The 19169-nt window shown below is 36.5% G+C and carries 18 protein-coding genes; all 18 read right to left on the bottom strand.

Going from position 1 to position 19169, the window contains the following annotated elements; genetic code table 11:
• Nucleotides 1-220 precede the first annotated feature (220 nt).
• The 18 genes from RBU60_RS03260 to RBU60_RS03175 all read right to left on the bottom strand — a co-directional run bounded on the left by RBU60_RS03260 (nt 221) and on the right by RBU60_RS03175 (nt 18934).
• A complete protein-coding gene (locus RBU60_RS03260; RefSeq protein WP_308863232.1) occupies nt 221-1441 on the bottom strand; it encodes a murein hydrolase activator EnvC family protein in 1221 nt (406 codons plus the stop codon).
• Nucleotides 1438-2214, bottom strand: a complete 777-nt coding sequence (locus tag RBU60_RS03255; protein ID WP_308863231.1) for a DUF4292 domain-containing protein — start codon at nt 2212-2214, stop codon at nt 1438-1440. Before RBU60_RS03255 ends, RBU60_RS03260 begins: the two co-directional genes overlap by 4 nt.
• Entirely contained in the window at nt 2214-3587 is a 1374-nt protein-coding gene (locus RBU60_RS03250; RefSeq protein WP_308863230.1) for a tetratricopeptide repeat protein, read from the bottom strand. Before RBU60_RS03250 ends, RBU60_RS03255 begins: the two co-directional genes overlap by 1 nt.
• 3 nt (nt 3588-3590) lie before the next feature.
• The gene (locus RBU60_RS03245; RefSeq protein WP_308863229.1) at nt 3591-4607 is read right to left on the bottom strand and encodes a sugar phosphate nucleotidyltransferase; all 1017 of its coding nucleotides are present in this window, start codon (nt 4605-4607) and stop codon (nt 3591-3593) included.
• Nucleotides 4608-4760: 153 nt separating this feature from the next.
• Nucleotides 4761-5192 carry a dUTP diphosphatase gene (gene dut, locus RBU60_RS03240; protein ID WP_308863228.1) on the bottom strand — a complete coding sequence of 144 codons (432 nt, stop codon included), beginning with the start codon at nt 5190-5192 and terminating at the stop codon, nt 4761-4763.
• A 6-nt stretch (nt 5193-5198) separates the two neighbouring features.
• Nucleotides 5199-6629 carry an oligosaccharide flippase family protein gene (locus tag RBU60_RS03235; RefSeq protein WP_308863227.1) on the bottom strand — a complete coding sequence of 477 codons (1431 nt, stop codon included), beginning with the start codon at nt 6627-6629 and terminating at the stop codon, nt 5199-5201.
• Nucleotides 6630-7251: 622 nt separating this feature from the next.
• On the bottom strand, nt 7252-8118 hold the full coding sequence (gene atpG / locus RBU60_RS03230; RefSeq protein ID WP_308863226.1) for an ATP synthase F1 subunit gamma: 867 nt from the start codon (nt 8116-8118) through the stop codon (nt 7252-7254).
• Between the two features lie 128 nt (nt 8119-8246).
• Nucleotides 8247-9827, bottom strand: a complete 1581-nt coding sequence (gene atpA / locus RBU60_RS03225) for a F0F1 ATP synthase subunit alpha (protein WP_308863225.1) — start codon at nt 9825-9827, stop codon at nt 8247-8249.
• 52 nt (nt 9828-9879) lie between these two features.
• Nucleotides 9880-10425 carry an ATP synthase F1 subunit delta gene (gene atpH / locus RBU60_RS03220; protein WP_308863224.1) on the bottom strand — a complete coding sequence of 182 codons (546 nt, stop codon included), beginning with the start codon at nt 10423-10425 and terminating at the stop codon, nt 9880-9882.
• A gap of 16 nt (nt 10426-10441) precedes the next feature.
• A complete protein-coding gene (locus RBU60_RS03215) occupies nt 10442-10936 on the bottom strand; it encodes a F0F1 ATP synthase subunit B (protein ID WP_308863223.1) in 495 nt (164 codons plus the stop codon).
• A 90-nt stretch (nt 10937-11026) separates the two neighbouring features.
• Nucleotides 11027-11248 (bottom strand): ATP synthase F0 subunit C, encoded by a 222-nt coding sequence (atpE, locus tag RBU60_RS03210; RefSeq protein WP_308863222.1) that lies wholly within the window; start codon nt 11246-11248, stop codon nt 11027-11029.
• Between the two features lie 34 nt (nt 11249-11282).
• Nucleotides 11283-12365, bottom strand: a complete 1083-nt coding sequence (atpB, locus tag RBU60_RS03205; RefSeq protein ID WP_308863221.1) for a F0F1 ATP synthase subunit A — start codon at nt 12363-12365, stop codon at nt 11283-11285.
• A gap of 121 nt (nt 12366-12486) precedes the next feature.
• Nucleotides 12487-12885 (bottom strand): hypothetical protein, encoded by a 399-nt coding sequence (locus RBU60_RS03200; protein WP_308863220.1) that lies wholly within the window; start codon nt 12883-12885, stop codon nt 12487-12489.
• The gene (locus tag RBU60_RS03195) at nt 12872-13111 is read right to left on the bottom strand and encodes an AtpZ/AtpI family protein (protein ID WP_308863219.1); all 240 of its coding nucleotides are present in this window, start codon (nt 13109-13111) and stop codon (nt 12872-12874) included. The genes RBU60_RS03200 and RBU60_RS03195 overlap by 14 nt, the downstream gene beginning before the upstream one ends.
• Nucleotides 13071-13490, bottom strand: a complete 420-nt coding sequence (locus tag RBU60_RS03190) for a bactofilin family protein (RefSeq protein ID WP_308863218.1) — start codon at nt 13488-13490, stop codon at nt 13071-13073. Before RBU60_RS03190 ends, RBU60_RS03195 begins: the two co-directional genes overlap by 41 nt.
• Before the next feature lie 12 nt (nt 13491-13502).
• On the bottom strand, nt 13503-16133 hold the full coding sequence (porW, locus tag RBU60_RS03185) for a type IX secretion system periplasmic lipoprotein PorW/SprE (protein WP_308863217.1): 2631 nt from the start codon (nt 16131-16133) through the stop codon (nt 13503-13505).
• Nucleotides 16134-16743: 610 nt separating this feature from the next.
• A complete protein-coding gene (locus RBU60_RS03180) occupies nt 16744-17439 on the bottom strand; it encodes an ABC transporter ATP-binding protein (protein ID WP_308863216.1) in 696 nt (231 codons plus the stop codon).
• Nucleotides 17440-17461: 22 nt separating this feature from the next.
• Entirely contained in the window at nt 17462-18934 is a 1473-nt protein-coding gene (locus tag RBU60_RS03175) for a DUF5687 family protein (protein WP_308863215.1), read from the bottom strand.
• Nucleotides 18935-19169: the final 235 nt, after the last annotated feature.

Below are 19169 nucleotides of genomic sequence, written 5' to 3'. Positions count from 1 at the left end.
CTTGAAATCGTCCTTAAATAATCTAACGTGTAACGGAATAAACAAAGTCACCTTTCTTCACTTCCCTTGTCATTTACACCACAACAAAAAAACAGGTAAGTCATTTGGGGATAAGTAAATCAAGAACCTTGACACAAGTTCATCTATCAAAAAAATTCAAGCGGTTCAGTCCGAATGCTTCAGACGCTTTTACTTTTTGATTAAGGTTTAAAAACTCATTCTACATTTTATATATCCATAAAGAAGGATCTAGCGAAGTGGTATCTTTAAAAAGAGAAAGACTTAATGTGGGACGCCCTGTTGAAGTAGCTTTCCCCACACGACCTAATATTTGTCCTGTAGTAATTTGATCTCCTGTTTGGACGTTTACAGACTCCAAGTTATTGTAGACAGAAATATAATTACCATGCCTCACCATCACTGCTTTGTTTGCGCCTGGAATAGCTTGTATCTTCATGACCTCCCCCTTAAAAATAGCTTTTACAGGTTCTTTGGTATTGGTTTCTATTCTCACTCCAATACTTTTTACTTTAACGGAAGGAACCGTTTTATGAGCATGAACCCCAAATCGCATAGAAATCACACCCGATTTTACAGGCCAAGGCAATTTTCCTTTATTAGAAGTGAAATCGGCTGCTAAAGCTTTAGCTTCTGGAGTAAGTTTAAAAGTACTCGTAGAAGTATTTCCTTTTTTCTTGTTTTCGGCGACAATGGCCTCCCGTATCATTTTTTGTATTTGATTATCAATCCTAGAGATTTCTTTTTGTCGTTCATTTAACTGACTTTCAAAAGTTCCTCGTTTCTCCTGAATGGAAGCCATGAGCGCTTGCTGCTGTTTCTTATCTTTTTTCAGTTTCTTTTGAGTCACTCTATTATCTGCCAAGAGTTTTTCCTTGGCTTTACGTTGTTCGATCAACTCTGCATTTAAATCTTGAAGAAGCTGTGTTTGTTCTTTAATTTGGTCTCCCTGTTGTTTTCTATAGTTTGCATATTGCTTCATATACTGCAATCGCTTATAGGCTTGTAAAAAATTTTCTGAAGAGAACAGAAACATTATCCGACTTTGGTTAGAACTACTTTTATAGGATTTGCGAATCATCTTGGCATAATCCTCCTTTAAAGCCTCTAGATCTTTTCTAAGCTTAGTAATTTTATTGAGGTTTTCATTCACCTCTCTCGTAAGTAAATTTGCTTGTTGGTTGGTAATTTTAATTAAGCTTTGGGTCGCGTTGATTCGCTTGTCCAAATCTTCTACTTGAACCAATACCGATTGTTTTTTCTTCTTATTAACGGTTAATAAGTTATTAATCTCCTTAATCTCTTCCTTAAGATCCAAACGACGCTGCTCTAACTGCTTTCTTTCCTTGCTTTGACTAAAGCCTTGCAAAAAACAAAAACAGACGAATAGGATACTTAAAACATAGGTTCTTTTACTCATCATTCTACTGTAATTTCTTTATACCCTGAAGGAATGCTAAACGGAAAACTAACCGAGGCATTCAGGTCTATTTGACGATAGTCTACCTCTATTTGTGTACTTTTTCCTTTTTGAGTGGCTATAATTTTTATTTTCTTAGGGAACCATTCTTCTTTCACTTGCTCGTAATTATCATAAGCGATGACAACTGATTCCTGTTTGGCTTCTCTCGCTAAACGCTGCCCTTTTAATCTAAAGTTAGAAGACTGGATGGCAAACATGGTTTCTAGTAAGGAATTCCCTTCAGATTTTAGGATGTAATCGGTTTCTGTAAAGCTCATTTTTAACTCCTTTTTTTCTAAAGGATAAATAGCTTGTCCTAATAACAAGTTCTGCACTTTATCAAAATCTAATTCCATTCCTAACCAATCGCTTAACAAACTAAAATCGCCGTCAAAGTAAGTACCATCAATTTTCTCGTAATACTGAACCCGTTTAGGCGTAATATAAACTTTCGCTAACGGAATAATACCTGCAAGTTTGGCACTCAACCAAATCGCTTTATCTTTCTCCATTCGCATACTTATAGAGATGGATTGGTCTTCCTTTTCGGTTTTGTAAGATCCTTTTATTCTCGCATTCAAAGTGGTGTACGATGCCTCGGAATTGTTATGCGCTTTAATAATATTCTTAACGCTTGCTGTTTCTGAAACGGTACCGGTTACTACTTTTTTTGTTCCACAGGAAACTAAAAAAAGAACAAGAACTAAAGGAAAGATGGCTTTTAAATGACTCATTAAGGATTCTTATTTTTTAAAGCTTCTATTTTTTGTTGATACTCTTTTACTTTCACGGGATTACTCAATGTCTTATAACTTTCTTGCATTCCCTCATAGAAATACAATTCCAACTCCTTGTTTTCTAATAAATATTCCAAGCCTTCTTGAAAACTATCTACTGCTAAGTTCGGTTTACTTAAATTCCTTAAGGCTACGCCTTTGTAATAATAGAAAAAAGGTTGGGTTGGGAAAAACTCTAGGGCAGAATTGGAGCGTTTTAATGCAGTTTCAAATTTTTGCTGCTTGATTTCCAAATGAATCACTTTCTTTAAAAGATCAAAATTATTGGGATCGTTTTTTAACCGATTCAAATAATGATTGTAGGCTTCATTTTCATCATTCTTTACCAGATATTCGCCTAAAATTTCATCAGATTGCACCTTAGGAGCTAATTCGTCCTCTAAAATTTTAATGAGCTGCGGTTCATACTCTGGTTTTTCTTTTACCAGCTGAACCAAATCTTGAATAATGGTCTTTTTTAAAGTCTCATTTTTTGTGTTTTCCAGAACAATCCTCATCGAAGCAATCGCTTTTTCATCTTCATAAGCCGTTAAATATTTTTTATATAAGGCGAAATGTGCCGCACTAGAATTAGGCTTTCTTCGCTGAAGGCCTTCTGCGATTTGATAAGCTTTTTCTATCTCATCTTGCTTGGAGTAAAAGTGCATCAGTTCTAAATAATGCTCTTCTACATCGGGAAACTGTTCAATTTCTTTCTTGAGGTAAGCCTCCAAAAGTTCAGGGTCTTTAGCTTCAGAGAAAATCTTATTCCGTAAAGCTTCTCTGTAATCGCTGTAACCTTCTCGCTCATCTATTGCATCAATCGCATTCAAAGCTTTTTCATATTGCTGTGTAAGTCCGTAAAGATTGGCTAAATCTTCATAGTAATTCACACTGTGTTGTGCTAAAGATTCTGCGACCGGAATCGCTTTTTGGTAATCCTGCGTGAGGTAATACACCTCATAGATTTCGCTCAATACATCTTTATCGTTGGGACGTTCCTGGAGTACTTTTTTTAGGCTTGCTTCGGCTTTTCCATATTCTTTTAAAGCTTTATAGTTCTTACCCAACTCAAAATCTACAATGCTTTTTTGCGGAGAGATTTTCTTACACTGCAATAAAGCTGTAATGGCTTTCTCGTGATTCTCTATCCCTTTTTGAGCTAGGGCTTCAAAAAAATACTCCTGAAATTGATCTTCTACATTACCTAAATTATCTTGAACCAGCGTATCTTTTAAGGGTTCGCGAACTTGCGCAAAAGTGCTTTTCGGAATAAAAACAATTCCGAAAAGCATCAATAAACTATAATATGTAAAAAGACCTGCTTTCAAATTTTATTCTAAAACGGAATAATCTCCGATACTTATTTCGGTAAAATTACCATCAAATCTAGCATGATTACCTACCATTGCGTTGTTTAACTTGGCATTCTTAATTTCGCTATGGGTTTGAATCAAACTGTTTTTTATGGTAGAATCACTTACGCTACAATTATCACCAATAGAGACATGGGGTCCTATCGTTGCGTTTTCCAACACTACATTTTCCCCAATATAACAAGGTTCAATGATTTTGGAATTGTTAAGCTGAACCGAGTCTGCCACAAGTTTCTCCTTATCGGAATGAAGGAAGTTAAGCATTCTAGTATTGGTTTCTACGGTTACTTTTTTGTTTCCGCAGTCCATCCATTCGTCTACCGTTCCTGTCTTAAAAACTTTGCCATCGGCCATCATTTTCTTAATCCCATCATTGATTTGATATTCGCCGCCGTGCATGATATTTTCTTCCAAAACTTCCTGCAGCTTACCTTTTAAAACTGAAATATCCTTAAAATAGTATATCCCAATCACAGCTTGGTCACTTACAAAGCTACTTGGCTTCTCTACCAATTCAATAATTTCGTCTTTTTCGTTTAGATTCACCACGCCGTAAGCTTCAGGATTGTCGACTTTTTTAGTCCAGATCACAGCATCTGCAGCTTCATCCAATTTAAAATCGGCTTTGATTAAAGTATCCGCGTAAGCGACCACCGCAGGACCAGAAAGAGATTCTTTAGCGCTCATAATGGCGTGTCCTGTCCCCAAAGGTTGATCCTGTCGGTAAATAGAAGCCTTTGCATTTAAGCCTTTGGCCAATTCTTTTAAACTCTCTTCCACCTCTTTTCCAAAAAAAGCAGGATCACCCAAAATAAAAGCGACCTCCTCTATAGGTTGGTTAAGCACCTTGGCGATATCTTTTACCAAACGATGAACAATAGGTTCGCCCGCCACCGGAATTAAAGGTTTAGGAACGGTTAAAGTATGTGGTCTTAAGCGAGATCCTCTTCCCGCCATGGGTACGATTATTTTCATATCATTGCCCGCAAACGCGAGTATATTTTAATTAAACAGTATATTTTTATTCTTTTTTCTGAAGCAAACTCAAATCAGGTTCAACAAATGTATTGACCTAGAACCGAGTCAAGTTAGGGTTTTGGAATGATAAGATTCCTGCCTGCGCAGGAATTAGACTCCAGTGCTACCAAAACCACCTTCCCCGCGATCGGTTTCTCCTAAGACTTCTACTTTCTCCCATTCGGCTCTTTCGTGCTTGGCAATCACCAATTGTGCAATGCGCTCGCCATCATTAATGGTAAAAGATTCTTTAGAAAGGTTCACTAAAATCACGCCAATTTCTCCGCGATAATCGGCATCTATCGTTCCTGGAGCGTTCAATACGGTAATTCCTTTTTTAGCGGCTAAGCCACTTCTGGGACGTACTTGAGCTTCAAAACCTATGGGTAATTCTATAAATAAGCCTGTTTTAACGATGATGCGATCCAACGGACTTAAGATTACCTGATCTTCAAGATTAGCTCTTAGATCCATTCCAGCCGAAGCTTCGGTTTCGTAATGAGGTAAATCGTGATTGGACTTATTGATGATTTTTATAGTCATAATGAATTAACGTTGTAAAAATTGAGAAAGGTATTTTCTTTCTTTAAAATAGATGATTCCCAAAAATAAGAAAACTAATAAGCTTCCGATGATTAAATTGTTATCAAAAACATAAAATGAACTAAAAGCGAAGCCAATACCCAAGCCCAAGTAGATTCCAATATTTTTTAAATCATAGGGAATGTCATAATGTTTTCTTCCGATAAGGTAAGAAATCACTACCATAACCGTATAAGCAATCAAGGTGGTGTAAGCCGCTCCCATTAATCCAATTACAGGAATTAGCGCATAGTTGAGACCAATGGTCAGCACGGCGCCTAGGATAGAAAAATACATCCCGAAGCGGGTTTTATCAGTCAGTTTATACCAATAGGCCAAATTGAAATAAATACCCAGCATCAAATTGGCAAGAAGTACAATAGGAACAATGTCTATCGCCACCCAATAAGATGGATTTGTTACAATTAATTCTTTAAAGACATGCAGGTAAGCGACAATAAACACCAGCATTAAACTCCCTAAAACCACAAAATATTTCATGATAAGGGCGTAGGTGTTTTTTGCATTTTTCTCTTTGGCATGGTTAAAGAAAAAAGGTTCGGCTCCTAAGCGGAAACCTTGAATAAATATGGTCATAAAGACGGCAATTTTATAACAAGCAGCATAGGCGCCATTAATGTCTTTGCCTAGTAATTGCGGCAACAACCATTTATCGAAATTTTCATTAATCACATAAGCGAGTCCAGCAATCATAATGGGCCACCCGTAATTTAAAAACTGTTTTAAAATGCCCCAGTCAAACACCAATTTGGTTTTGAAGAAATAGGGAGAAAGAAGAAAAAAGGTAAATAGGCTGGCTATTAGATTGGCAATAAAAACATAGGTCACCAAATCATTGCTATAATCTAAGAAACCCAATGAAATATTATATTTGGGAACCATCCACAAAAAGAAATAGTTTAACGCCACATACATCCCTATATTGAGGACTTTAATAATAGAAAATTTGATAGGTCTTCCTGTAGCGCGCAATAAAGCAAAGGGAATCACCACCAAGGTGTCTAAAGCAATCACACTGATAAGCAGGTTAAAATACCGTAGTTTAAGGTTTACATAATGAGCCAACTCTACGTTATAGGTCCAAACCAAGGCGAAAAAGAAAATGGTGGTTAGCGTTAAGCTGATAAATGCAGTTGAAAAGACTTTGTTTTTTTCTTTATGCCGACTAAAAAAACGAAAAAAGGAAGTTTCCATGCCGTAGGTAAGCAACACATTAAAAAACGCGGCGTAAATGTAAAAGGTGGTATTGTCTGAATAACTAGCGTTTGCAAGGGAACCTGTTAGCAAGGGCAGCAGCAAGAAATTCATCAAGCGCGGTAAAACCGTTGCCAATCCGTAGATAAAAGTGTCTTGAAAAAATCGTTTTAAAGTACTCAAATGCGCTTATAAATCAAGAACCTTGGGGCTAGCCCACAAAGTGTGAATGGAAAATATTTTTTAAGACCGAGGCAAGCCTCGGAAATTTAAACCCTCTAGAGGGTTAAGGGAATAAAAGTATTGAATTAATACCAATTCAACAATAAAATGTAGCATTCAAATCGTTTCCTATAGACTTGCTTTTCAATAGAAATGGATAAAAAAGAAAGCCCTGAAAAAATCAGGGCTTTTATAAATTTTATTCTATGCTGCTAAATTTACTAGATGCAAATCCGCATAAAACCTAATGAAAATTAATTGTTCGTTGCTTCGGCTTTGATAAATTTGCTCCTTCCAGTCGCTAATTGTTTGCCGCTTCCGCTTTGATAAATTTGCTTCTTTCAGTCGCTAATTGTTTGCCGCTTCCGCTTTGATAAATTTGCTTCTTTCAGTCGCTAATTGTTTGCCGCTTCCGCTTTGATAAATTTGCTCTTTTCAGTCGCTAATTGTTCGCCGCTTCTGCTTTGATAAATTTGCTCCTTTCAGTCGCTAATTGTTCGCCGCTTCCGCTTTGATAAATTTGCTCTTTTCAGTCGCTAATTGTTCGCCGCTTCTGCTTTGATAAATTTGCTCCTTTCAGTCGCTAATTGTTCGCCGCTTCCGCTCCACCAACAATTTCTAAAATTTCGTTGGTAATAGAAGCTTGACGTGCTTTGTTGTAAGACAGTTTTAAAGAATCTCTTAATTCTGTAGCGTTATCGGTTGCTTTATGCATCGCGGTCATACGCGCTCCGTGCTCTGATGCAAAAGAATCTCTCAAGGCTTTAAACAAGTGCATTTTAAGCGACTTAGGAATAAGCTCATCAATAATTTCTTCCTTATTAGGCTCAAAAACGTAATCTAAAGTCCCCTTTTCTTCTTCTTCGGTTTCCATAGGAACAATCGGTAAAAACTGTTCAGCCATTACAATTTGAGTCGCCGCATTTTTAAAACTGTTGTACACCAAGACTACCTTGTCGTACTTCCCTTCTACAAACTCAGCCATAATATGTTCTGCTATCTCTGCTACAGGCTCATATTCTAAATGGTCGAAAATGTTATTATCGTTTTTATCTACGGTAAAGGTTTTCTTTAAAATATCATCTGCTTTTTTCCCTAGAGTAAACAAATGAATATTTTTATCTGCATATTGTTCCGCAGAAATTCTTTTAACTCCTTTAATAATATTGGTGTTAAAAGCTCCTGCTAAACCTCTGTTAGATGAAATAGGAACAATAAGTACACGTTGCACTTCGCGATCTTCAGCAAACTTGCTATTAGCACCTTCGCTTAAAGTGGCACTTAAGCCTTGTAAAAGCTCGGTAAGTTTATCTGCGTAAGGACGCATTGCTGTAATAGCATCTTGCGCTTTGCTTAACTTCGCAGCAGATACCATTTTCATGGCACTGGTAATCTGCATCGTTGAAGAAACCGAGGTAATCCTACTACGTAATTCTTTTAAATTTGCCATTTATTTCTAGTATTGAGTATTGAGTATTTAGCTATCAAACAAAATACTCAATACTTGTAATTTATATGGTACTTTACTATTCTTTAATTTGAGTTTCCTACTACTCAAACCTCAGTACTCAATACTTTTTATTTTTTATACTTTGCTGAAATTTCTTTAGCTGCATTTCTTAATACATCTAAAGCGTCATCAGTCAGTTTACCCGATTTTAAAGTATCTAAGGTATCTCTATGCTTAGCATCTAAGAAAGCAAGATAATCTGCCTCAAATTCTTTTACTTTATTTACAGGAACATCTCTTAATAAGTTCTTAGAACCTGCATATACAATAGCGATTTGATTCTCTACTGGATAAGGGTCATTTTGAGCTTGCTTTAAGATCTCTACGTTACGCTTTCCTTTTTCAATCGTGCTTAAAGTAGAAGCATCTAAATCTGATCCAAACTTAGCAAAAGCCTCTAATTCTCTATATTGAGCCTGATCTAATTTTAAGGTACCCGATACTTTCTTCATCGATTTAATCTGTGCGTTACCTCCTACACGTGATACCGAAATACCAACGTTAATCGCAGGACGAACTCCAGAGTTAAACAAATCTGAGGTTAAGAAAATCTGACCATCTGTAATCGAAATTACGTTAGTTGGAATATACGCAGAAACGTCACCTGCTTGAGTTTCAATAATAGGTAAAGCCGTTAAGGAACCTCCTCCTTTAACTCTATCTTTTAAAGAATCTGGAAGGTCGTTCATGTCTTTTGCAATAGCATCATTATTGATCACTTTTGCTGAACGCTCTAATAATCTAGAGTGTAAGTAAAATACATCTCCAGGGTATGCTTCACGTCCTGGTGGACGACGTAATAAAAGAGAAATCTCACGGTAAGCTACCGCTTGTTTAGATAAATCATCATAAATGATTAATGCGGGTCTACCGGTATCTCTAAAATATTCTCCAATCGCTGCTCCAGCAAAGGGTGCATATACCTGCATCGTAGCAGGATCTGATGCGTTTGCAGCAACGATGGTGGTATAGGCTAATGCGCCTTTATCTTCTAATGTTTGTGCAATTCCGGCAACGGTAGAAGCTTTTTGTCCAATCGCAACATAAATACAATATACAGGTTCTCCTGCATCGTAAAATTCTTTTTGATTAAGAATCGTATCAATACAAACGGTGGTTTTACCGGTTTGACGGTCACCAATCACCAATTCTCTTTGCCCTCTTCCTACAGGAACAAGCGCATCAATAGATTTGATCCCTGTTTGTAGGGGCTCGGTTACCGGCTCACGATAAATTACACCCGGAGCTTTTCTTTCTAATGGCATTTGAATGGTTTCGCCAGCAATTGGTCCTTTCCCATCAATAGGTTTCCCTAAAGTATCTACGACACGACCTACAATTCCTTCTCCTACATTGATAGAAGCAATTTTTTGAGTTCGTTTTACCGTATCACCTTCACTAATTTCTTGAGAAGGTCCAAGTAATACTACCCCAACATTATCTTCTGCTAGGTTAAGTACCATTCCTTGCAGTCCACTTTCAAACTCTACCAGTTCTCCATATTCTGCATTTTCAAGACCGTATACATTTGCAATACCATCTCCTACGGTTAATACTGTACCTACCTCGTCTAAAGAAGCCTTTGCTTCAAAACCAGATAGTTGTTCTTTTAAAATTGCTGAAACTTCAGCAGGATTTACTTCTGCCATAATTATTTATGATAAATGGGATACTAAAACGTATCGTTTTTATTACTATTTTTTACGCGTATGCTTGATTATTGAACGTCTTTCTTAGGGAGTTTAATTTACCAGATATACTTGCGTCATACTGTAAATCTCCTATACGTAAGATAAAACCTCCTATAATTGAAGCATCTATTTTATTGATTAAAGTAACTTCACTTCCGGTAAGTTCTTTTACCTTCTTTAAAACACTTTGCTCCATTTCTGGAGTTAAAGGTTCTACCGTAGTTACCTTAGCCACTTTAATATTATTGGCCTCATCGTAAAGATAGATAAATCGGTCTACCACAAGAGACAATAAATTAATTCTATTATTTTCTAATAACACCTTAAAAGCATTTGAGCTGACCTCATTCACCTCCTTAAAAATTGCTTTTAGAATGCTTTGCTTTACGGAAGGTTGAACTACCGGGCTTTGCAACACATCTCTAAGCTCTTGGTTTTGCTCTAATGTATTTGCGATGAGACGCATATCATTATTTACTTCAGCAACCACAGATTTTTCATTAGAAAGATCTAAAATTGCTTTTGCGTAACGTTGAGCTGCTCTTGTATTAGCCATCTTTTAACTAATTTGATTAGTTTAACTTTACATCATCTAGCATAGAGGCTACCAATTTCATATGGTCTTCTTTACTAGTTAATTCTTTACTTACTACTTTCTCTGCAATTTCTATGGAAAGCGTAGCTACCTGAGTTTTAATCTCATTCAAAGCTGCTTGTTTTTCCATTTTGATAGCGTCTTGTGCAGCGCTTATCATTTGATTTGCTTTTACTTGTGCATCATCAGAAGCATCAGCAATCATTTTTTCTTTAATTTGACGCGCTTCCTTTATCATCCCATCGCGTTCTTCTCTTGCTTCCTTTAAAAGCTTTTCGTTGTTCGCTTTTAAATTCGTCATTTCAAGACGTGCACTCTCTGCAGATGCTAACGCATCATTGATAGAATCTTCACGCTGTCTTATAGAGTTCAAAATTGGTTTCCAAGCAAATTTTGCCATTAAAAATAACAGCACCAAAAAAACGATGGTCTGCCAGAAAAATAAGCCAATTTCAGGTTTAATTAAATCCATAATTTATTACTATCTAATAGTTAACTCACATCAATTTTTAAGAAAACCCCTTCACAACCAACCGTTGTGAAGGAATTTGTCTTCTAATTCTTAACGTAACACACCTAATAAAGCTGCTACTACACCGAATAATGCCACACCCTCTACAAGTGCCGCTGCAATAATCATTGCCGTTTGGATCTTTCCTGATGCTTCTGGCTGACGAGCGATCGCTTCCATAGCTGACCCCCCAATCTTACCAACACCAATTGCTGCTCCAATAACTGCTAATCCAGCTCCGATAGCTGCCAATCCTACATATAATAATTCCATAGTAAAAAAAATTAAAAAAATTAAAAATTAAAAATTAATGATGTTCATGTTCTTGTACCGCCATTCCAATGAATAGCGCTGATAGCATTGTAAAAATAAAAGCTTGAAGAAACGCTACCAATAACTCCAAAACCATAATAAAGAGCGCGAATGGAACCGAAACTCCGGCCACACCTGCACTTTCTAATATAAATATTAATCCTAATAAACTCAATATAATAATGTGCCCTGCCGTGATGTTCGCAAACAAACGAATCATTAACGCGACTGGCTTAATAATAAGACCTAAAATCTCTACCACCGCCAAAATAGGCTTTACAAAAGTAGGAATTCCCGGCATCCATAAGGTATGCTTCCAGAAATCCGAATTTCCATTAACCAAAATCAATACCAAAGTAAATAATCCTAAAGATACGGTTACCGAAATGTTTCCAGTAACGTTTGCTGCTCCCGGCAATAAACCTAACATATTCGTAATCCAGATAAAAAAGAAAACCGTTAATAAGTAAGGCATAAACTTCCTATACTTCTTCTCTCCAATTTGTGGCTTTGCAATATCGTCTCGTACAAAAAGCACTAAAGTCTCCAAGGCATTATTCATACCTCTTGGAGCGTGTGTATTTTTCTTATGGTGCTTAGCTAAGCTGAAAAAGAAAACCAGCATCACAATTACCGTTAATAACATAGCAGCTACGTTCTTGGTAATTGAAAAGTCGTAAGGTTTTGAAGCATTTAGAGGCTCTTGATCTTCATTAAACTCAATATCTTGAACACCAGCATTTAATTGGTAGATTTTTTCGTGGAAATTAACGAAACTCATGCCGTCTTTTTCTACAATATATTCACCTTCTGTATCGTGGTGAAAATCGCTAGACATAAAAGTCACCAAGCCATTATCTGTATACAAGATAACTGGAAGGGGTAACGTAACAGCGCTTTCTCCACTTCCAAAAAAATGCCAACCGTGAGCATCACCAATGTGGTGCATGATCATATCTGTTGGATTAAATTCTTTCTCCGCTTCAGCGATATCTTTCTTAGCAAATGACAAAAACGGCATCATAGCAAATGCTATTGTCAATGTCACTATCATCTTCAAAGATTGGTGTGCTTTCATAGTACCCGAATTGTGCTCTCTAAATTTTGCTGCAAAGATATACTTTTAATCTTTATCTGAAAGCCTTGCTATAAAAAAAATATGCTTCCTGCGAAGAAGTTCTTATTTTACTGATTTAAAGCTACTTATCTTGCAGTAATCTCACTGCAAAAACCGTCTCAAAAAGTAAGTATAGAAAGTATGGAATAAAAAAAGCGAAAATATCTAAAAGTAAATTGCCTTGGTCTTCTTTAGCCAGGATTACGGGGAGAAGAAAAAGCACAGACAAGAACATTTTAAATAAGCTGAGTCCCATAAAGGCAAAGCCTGTTTTGTCTTTAAAGTTTTTATGTATAAATAACAAGACTGCATAAATTCCAAGGGTTACGGTGAATAAAAATCCGTAAACCATGAAGGTAGAATAGTAAACCTCTTGCTGTAAGAATTCTTCTACCAGAAAATACTGAAGAAAACATAAGACTAAGGAAAAGGAAAGTAAAAATTTTAAGAATTGTAAAAAGGAAAGCTTATTCATTGTCATTATCTAAATCTTTAACCGTTTTATAGACTTGATAGAGCGCTATAAAAACTCCTAGTAAAGAACAGGAAACCGTAAAAGCTGAATACTTGTTTTCAAACTTTGTATCTAACCAAATTCCCAAAAGCACTCCTCCTGTAATTACTACAGCCATTTGAAAAGCGATGCTCGTAAAAACAGCCCATTTACTAAGCGGTTTTCCCTTGTTTTTCTTTGGATCTTTTGTCATCATTTAAGTTTTTAACCGAACTCTTCATCGCACATGTAGCATTAAAATCGGCTCCTGGTTCTATAGATAATTTACCCGTAATGACTTCCCCATCTATTTGAGCGGTAGATTTTAGCAAGAGTGCACTGTTTACTTTTAGTTTACCAGAAAAGCTACCTTCTACATCGGCATTTTCACACTTCATCTCTCCTTTAATAATTCCAGATTTACCTATCACCACCTTTCCTGTAGTGATTAACGTGCCTTCTAAAGTTCCTTCCACCCTAAAGCCTCCTTGAGCTTGTATATCTCCTTTAAAGGTTGTTCCCTGAGAGATTTTATTCTGTTCTTTACTTGGACTAGAAGCTTCTTTTCTCGCTTTTTTGTTTTCTGAAAACATATCTTGAGTTTTTTATTTGGATGCCTGGGAGATGTAGTCGTCTAAGTTTTTATGTACTTGCACTATTTTATAATCTGGTGAAGCAATCCCTATATTTTGATGTTTTATTTTATACTCTTTTTCTTTTAAGAGCTTTTCTCCAAAACCTTCAGCTCCTAATTTACTCTTAAGACCATGAACAATCAATAAGGTTTCATTGGGCGTATAAATATCTATCGAGGTAGACAAATCGGTAAAACCAAATTCTACAATCGCCTTATCAATTTTTTCTTTTAAAGCAAGCACATCCTGCATGGTGGGTTGCTGTGTCTTGTTAAGATTTCTTTTTTCCTTATCGGAAGTGATCTTGCTTGTGTCCACCTGTTTTGCACTTAACTCAAATGGGTAAACCAATTTGTATTCTTTAGCATCTGTAGGAAAAGCAAAATCGGTGTTTTTTAATACCGGTAAGGACGTTTTAACAATCTCTTCGGCTCTTTTTCCTTCTTCGCTCTGCGGATAGTTTAACGCCACATAATTAAGTCCTTTCTTGTATTCTTCAAAGCCGTAATACCTTCCAGAGGCTGTAGCTTTTAGCAATTCAAATTTGGGAACGATATCATTTCCGGTGAAAACCTCTATGTTTTTATTAGACTCATCAATTACCTTCTTATATTCTTGGTTTTCGAACTTTCGGTATACGGTGGCGTACACCGCTTCTGGACTGTTTTGATCATCCAATAAACCTCTTGGATTCTTCAAAATAGTAGCGTAACGTGAATCTGGGTGATTCGTTAATATATTCTGCTTCCAAGCATTCGCCTTGGCGTCATCACCCATGGCTTCATAAATTTTAAATAAATTATATTTAGAAGGCAACACCAAGCGTTCTTCTGGATTGTTTTTTAACAAAGCTTCCAACTTATTGGAGGCTAGTCCGTATTCTTTAAACTTTTCTTTATAAATAATTCCTAATTGATAGTACGCAAAGTTTCTTTCCTTAGCCAAGCTATCAATCACTTTTTCATCTTTGGGGATGTTTTCTAGGTAGGTTTCTGGCTGAAACTGTGGTTCACTTTCAATCGCGGCAAGCATTTCCTCTTCGGGATCAATCTCCTCTTGCTCGCTGGTATTCTTGCCACCCTTCTCATAACGCCAGTTATCGGCTAAAGCGCGATCTCCCCAGGTTCTATTAAATTTTAGTACGCCTTTGGCTACTTGCTTGCTGTCATAAAAGTAAAAATCTCCTTTACTGCTTGCTCCTCCTGCGGTACTTTGTTGCTTTCCAAATAAGTTCCCCGAAGGTTTATTCTTATTCTTCGCAGCTTCTTTAGCTTCAGCAAGGGCTTCTTCTTTTAAGGTATTGGTATATTTCGTAAAGAAAGCTAATCGCTCTGCTTCTGGCATATTCACCAAGTTAAGAATACTGTCATTCTTCACCGCAATATCTTCATAAAGAATTACGTCTTCCAAATTAACACGTTTCTTTTTTATCGCTCTGTATTCTCTCGTATTTTCGCGTAAATTGGCGAGCGTACTATCGTAATACGCGCCTGCTTCCTTATAAAGGGCGTCATCAAAATTGATGTTCCCCAACGTAAGGTAGTTTCTAGATTTTAAATAGGTATCTTGGGTATTCGTGCGTAAAGATTTATTGTAAAAACTTACCGATCCCGGAATAGTGTCGTTATCACGGTAATATTCTGCAATCTGATAGTAGATTTTATCTAAGTAAGGACGATTTTCTCTGTCTTCTTCTAACTCCTGAAGCAATTCCAATAAAGCCAACCGGTCTTGTTCATCGAAGTCGTAATTTCTAGCTTTCTCCATATACGCATTGATCATATAGATGCGAGGAGATTTTCTATTGAGTGCGATTACCTCATCAAAAGCGGCATTAGCGCTGTCTATTTGCTCTAACCTATCGTATAACTGACCTTTAATATAAAGATACCTACCTCTTTTTTCATTAGAAGGTGTCACCCGAATCGCTTCTGCCAAGGGAGCGATGGCACTGTCTTTTTGTTCTAAATTGATATACGCCTGCGCCAAAGTCGCGGAAGCATCGGCTAAATCTTCTTCTTCAAACTCGATATCCTGAGCTAAAAGCGTTTTGATGTTTTTTAGCGCCGTTTCATTATTCCCCATGCGCATATTGGTTTTCTCACGCCAAACTTTGGCAGTCACCAAGCGGTCACTTTCGGGGTAATCGGTAATGATGTAGTTAAAAGCTTCTAAGGCAGGAAAGAAACGTTGATCGTAATACCTGGCTTTTCCTAAAAGCAAGAAAGCTTCATCCATTTGCGGATTGTATTCGGTTCCGCCAATGTTAATGTTGTGTTTTTGTATGGCCTTTGCCGCTTTGTCTTCGGCTTTAGAAAAGCTCTCATTTCTACTGTCGTCCGCCAAGCGAGATTCTTCCACCACTTGCATACGCTCTATAGGGAGAATTTCCCAATAATTATCAATATAGGTCTGCTCTAACTCTTCTTTTCCTTGCTCTAAAGCTAAGTTCCCGTTATAAATAACATTGTAGTAAGCCCCCATCGCATGAAAGTTCCTGTTGAGCCATTTGTTCTTTTTTCTAGAACATGAAACCAAGGAAACCGCTGCTAGCAGTACAATTAAATATCGTGTATAGGTAGGTAAGTAATTACGTTTCATTAAGTTAAAATAGGTGTCATACCAATTAAACATTCTAACGCCGTACAAAATTAGTTTCTTTTTAGCCAATTCTTCTTCATAAAAAAGAACCGTAGCTGTGGCTATGCTTAGTTTTTATTCCTCGACTTTACTAAAAATAAATCAAATTTTTATTACGGCTTTTAAAAATTTAATTGGTATAAAGAATAACTTATTCTTCCCAGTTTTAGTATGAGAAAGCGTAAAAATACATTTCTTTTAAGAAAAACAAGCATGTCCCTCAATAAAAACAAGCCACTCCTCTAGATTTTACGCATTTAAAAATAGTCGTGTCCGACTAAGATATAAGACCTGCCCTTACCGAAGCGTTACGTTTGGGCGGGCGCTGAAAGACATAAGACCTAAGACTTGATTCTTAATAGCATGATGATTAGATTAAATTGATGAAACATACGTATTAATTTATAAATTTCAATGGTCAACTTAATAGCAAGCTGTCACTTAATAGAAAACCTCTAAACGCCTTTTATATTTGAATCAACAGAATTCTTTAATGATTTAAAAAGACTAAGTTCTCGACTACCTGCCTTGCGTTCAGACTCAAACTAAACTGTAAAGGTTGATCTTAAAATTAACCAGCAAAATAGGTTTCTAATTCTTGAAGCGTAGCCTCGCTGGTCATCATATCTCTCACCACTTCCCCTTTGTCTAATAAAACAATGCGTTCACAAACCTCGGTGACATGGATAAGATCGTGACTAGAAACCAAAACGGTGACACCTTTGGTTTCGGCTAGATCTTTAATGATTTGCTTAAGCCTGATTTGTGTGGTGGGATCTAAATTGGCAAAAGGTTCATCTAGAATAATCACTTCGGGATTACCGATAAAAGAACCTACGATTCCGGCTTTTTTCTGGTTTCCTTTAGATAAATCTCTTAAATATTTTTTCTGCTGAAGGATTTCTCCGTGAAAGAAATCTTCAAATCCGCTTAGGAGCTCATCTACATCAGCTTTAGATTGTCCGCGCAAATCTCCAATAAAATAAAAATATTCTTCCGCCGTAAGGTAACCTATGAGAAAACTTTCGTCAATAAAGGAAGAGGTAAAAGGTTTCCAGGCCTCACTCTCACTCACTATGACGTCCTTGTTTTTAATATTTCCGGTGGTAGGCTGAATCAAATCTAACAACAGACTAAAAAACGTGGTTTTTCCGGCTCCGTTGTTTCCTACCAACCCAAAACTTTGTCCTTTGGGAATGTCTAACGAAGGAATATTCAACACTTGGGTGTTGTTATAGGATTTGCTTAAATTTTGTACTTCTATCATAACTATAAAATAAGAGTCTTCATTATTTCTTTTCGTCGAATGCGGCGATGGTTTTGTATTTTCCTTTTTGGTAGACTTTTTCAATCAAATTGAAGAAGAATTTTTTAAACACCAAGCCTAAAATTCCGCTTAAAGCGAGGGTCAAAATACCAGCTTCAAAATTGATGAATTTATAAGGAATATAGAAAATAAGCATAGGTCCCGCCATTTTTGGCAAGGCGATTAACAATTGCGTAGGATTAAAGCCTTGGGTATTGCTAAAGGCTTTGGCTTTTACGTTAAGCTCTACAGGCACCCGATTAAGAACGCCGCCATACAAGGTAATAAATGAATTTAAACCAATATTAAACAAGGCTCCAGCAGCAATCATACTATAAATCTTGTAGCCAAAATACAAATAGGGCGTGCTTAAAATAAACGAAACCACTACAGCAACAACCATAAGGTACCATTTGGACTCCAAATACTTCCGATAAGGAATATTTTGACTCATCAACAATTTATAATATTCGCTATCCCAAGAAGGCACCAATTGTCCAAACGAAAGCAAGAACCCACCGGTTACAAATATAGAGGCAAAAGCTAAAAATGCTGGCATATCTCTATACGTGTCTTGGGTATAAAAAATAAGACCATAAAATAAAAAGAGAAAAGACATCAGCATCACTTGCTTGGGCCTCGCATTACGCATAATGAGTTTAACGTCATTTTTTAAGAAAGGGGCAATGTCTCCAAATCTATTGAGGAAGCCTAAATTGGTAGAACTTACTTCTTGACTTTCTTTACGGATGGCATCGTCTAAATAGAAACTTTCCCGAATAAATTTATAGTTTCTTCGGTACAATAAAATCATTAACAATAAGGGAATACTTACCGCATACCATTTTTGGTAAATCGTATAAAAGAACGTCCCGGCAGACTCAGAAATGGGATAAACTTCAAAATATTCTAGCAAGACTAAGCCCGCTAAAATACTGAGAATTACATAGAAGAACTTGTTGTTTTTATTCAGTAAAAAATTAAGGTAGTTGAGTGAAATGGTAAAAAAGAGCATAGAAAAGAACCAAGAAACCACGTTTAAAGGAGGATAACCCTGCACCAGTAAAACAATACTAAACGGAAGAAAGAAAAACAAGGGTAAAATATTGAAAAAAGACAAGGTGGTTTTTCCCAATAAGTAATGAATGACCGTTTTCCGTTTAATGGGAATAATCATATAGGGTTTAATATTCATTACGGGCAATTGCTGCATAAAAAACCGAAAAGCCAGATCGGCCATAAACCAGAAAATCAAGAAATTGCTTACCACCACCAAAGGATCTTGATTAGGAAACCCATCCTGAATCATAAAGAAAGCCGCAACGCCCAAAACGCCAAAACAGGCTATAAAATAAAGCGCTCCTAAAATTAATAAAATTTTGATGGCCAGTCCCTTTTCAAAATAGGAAGAACGCGAAAACTGTTTCCATTCTAGAGATAAAAAACGTTTAAACATATAGTTTTGTATTATTCATTATCTGAGATTGAAGATACGTTGAACTTCAATCGATTATCATCTCATACTCTTCTAATCCGAATTGTATGAAATGAATGGAGCGATCTTGAAAAATATCATTTTAAAAGAAACATACTCTCTAAATCATTGAAATTAAATCTAGCTTCTAATATCTAAAAGCGGAGCGGTCTAAAATCTTCACACGACTCATTTCTTAATTAGTGTCCTTTTTAAA

This window comes from Mesonia profundi, from assembly GCF_031085155.1.
Classification (GTDB): Bacteria; Bacteroidota; Bacteroidia; order Flavobacteriales; family Flavobacteriaceae; genus Mesonia; species Mesonia profundi.
This window is presented reverse-complemented; position numbering and strand designations above follow the sequence as displayed.

Coding starts and splice junctions, on each gene's coding strand:
- atpH (WP_308863224.1), bottom strand. CDS start 10,425: ATGGCTAATACAAGAGCAGCTCAACGTTACGCAAAAGCAATTTTAGAT.
- RBU60_RS03190 (WP_308863218.1), bottom strand. CDS start 13,490: ATGTTTTCAGAAAACAAAAAAGCGAGAAAAGAAGCTTCTAGTCCAAGT.
- RBU60_RS03245 (WP_308863229.1), bottom strand. CDS start 4,607: ATGAAAATAATCGTACCCATGGCGGGAAGAGGATCTCGCTTAAGACCA.
- porW (WP_308863217.1), bottom strand. CDS start 16,133: ATGAAACGTAATTACTTACCTACCTATACACGATATTTAATTGTACTG.
- atpA (WP_308863225.1), bottom strand. CDS start 9,827: ATGGCAGAAGTAAATCCTGCTGAAGTTTCAGCAATTTTAAAAGAACAA.
- RBU60_RS03175 (WP_308863215.1), bottom strand. CDS start 18,934: ATGTTTAAACGTTTTTTATCTCTAGAATGGAAACAGTTTTCGCGTTCT.
- dut (WP_308863228.1), bottom strand. CDS start 5,192: ATGACTATAAAAATCATCAATAAGTCCAATCACGATTTACCTCATTAC.
- atpE (WP_308863222.1), bottom strand. CDS start 11,248: ATGGAATTATTATATGTAGGATTGGCAGCTATCGGAGCTGGATTAGCA.
- RBU60_RS03255 (WP_308863231.1), bottom strand. CDS start 2,214: ATGAGTCATTTAAAAGCCATCTTTCCTTTAGTTCTTGTTCTTTTTTTA.
- RBU60_RS03260 (WP_308863232.1), bottom strand. CDS start 1,441: ATGATGAGTAAAAGAACCTATGTTTTAAGTATCCTATTCGTCTGTTTT.
- RBU60_RS03180 (WP_308863216.1), bottom strand. CDS start 17,439: ATGATAGAAGTACAAAATTTAAGCAAATCCTATAACAACACCCAAGTG.
- atpB (WP_308863221.1), bottom strand. CDS start 12,365: ATGAAAGCACACCAATCTTTGAAGATGATAGTGACATTGACAATAGCA.
- RBU60_RS03215 (WP_308863223.1), bottom strand. CDS start 10,936: ATGGATTTAATTAAACCTGAAATTGGCTTATTTTTCTGGCAGACCATC.
- RBU60_RS03195 (WP_308863219.1), bottom strand. CDS start 13,111: ATGACAAAAGATCCAAAGAAAAACAAGGGAAAACCGCTTAGTAAATGG.
- RBU60_RS03200 (WP_308863220.1), bottom strand. CDS start 12,885: ATGACAATGAATAAGCTTTCCTTTTTACAATTCTTAAAATTTTTACTT.
- atpG (WP_308863226.1), bottom strand. CDS start 8,118: ATGGCAAATTTAAAAGAATTACGTAGTAGGATTACCTCGGTTTCTTCA.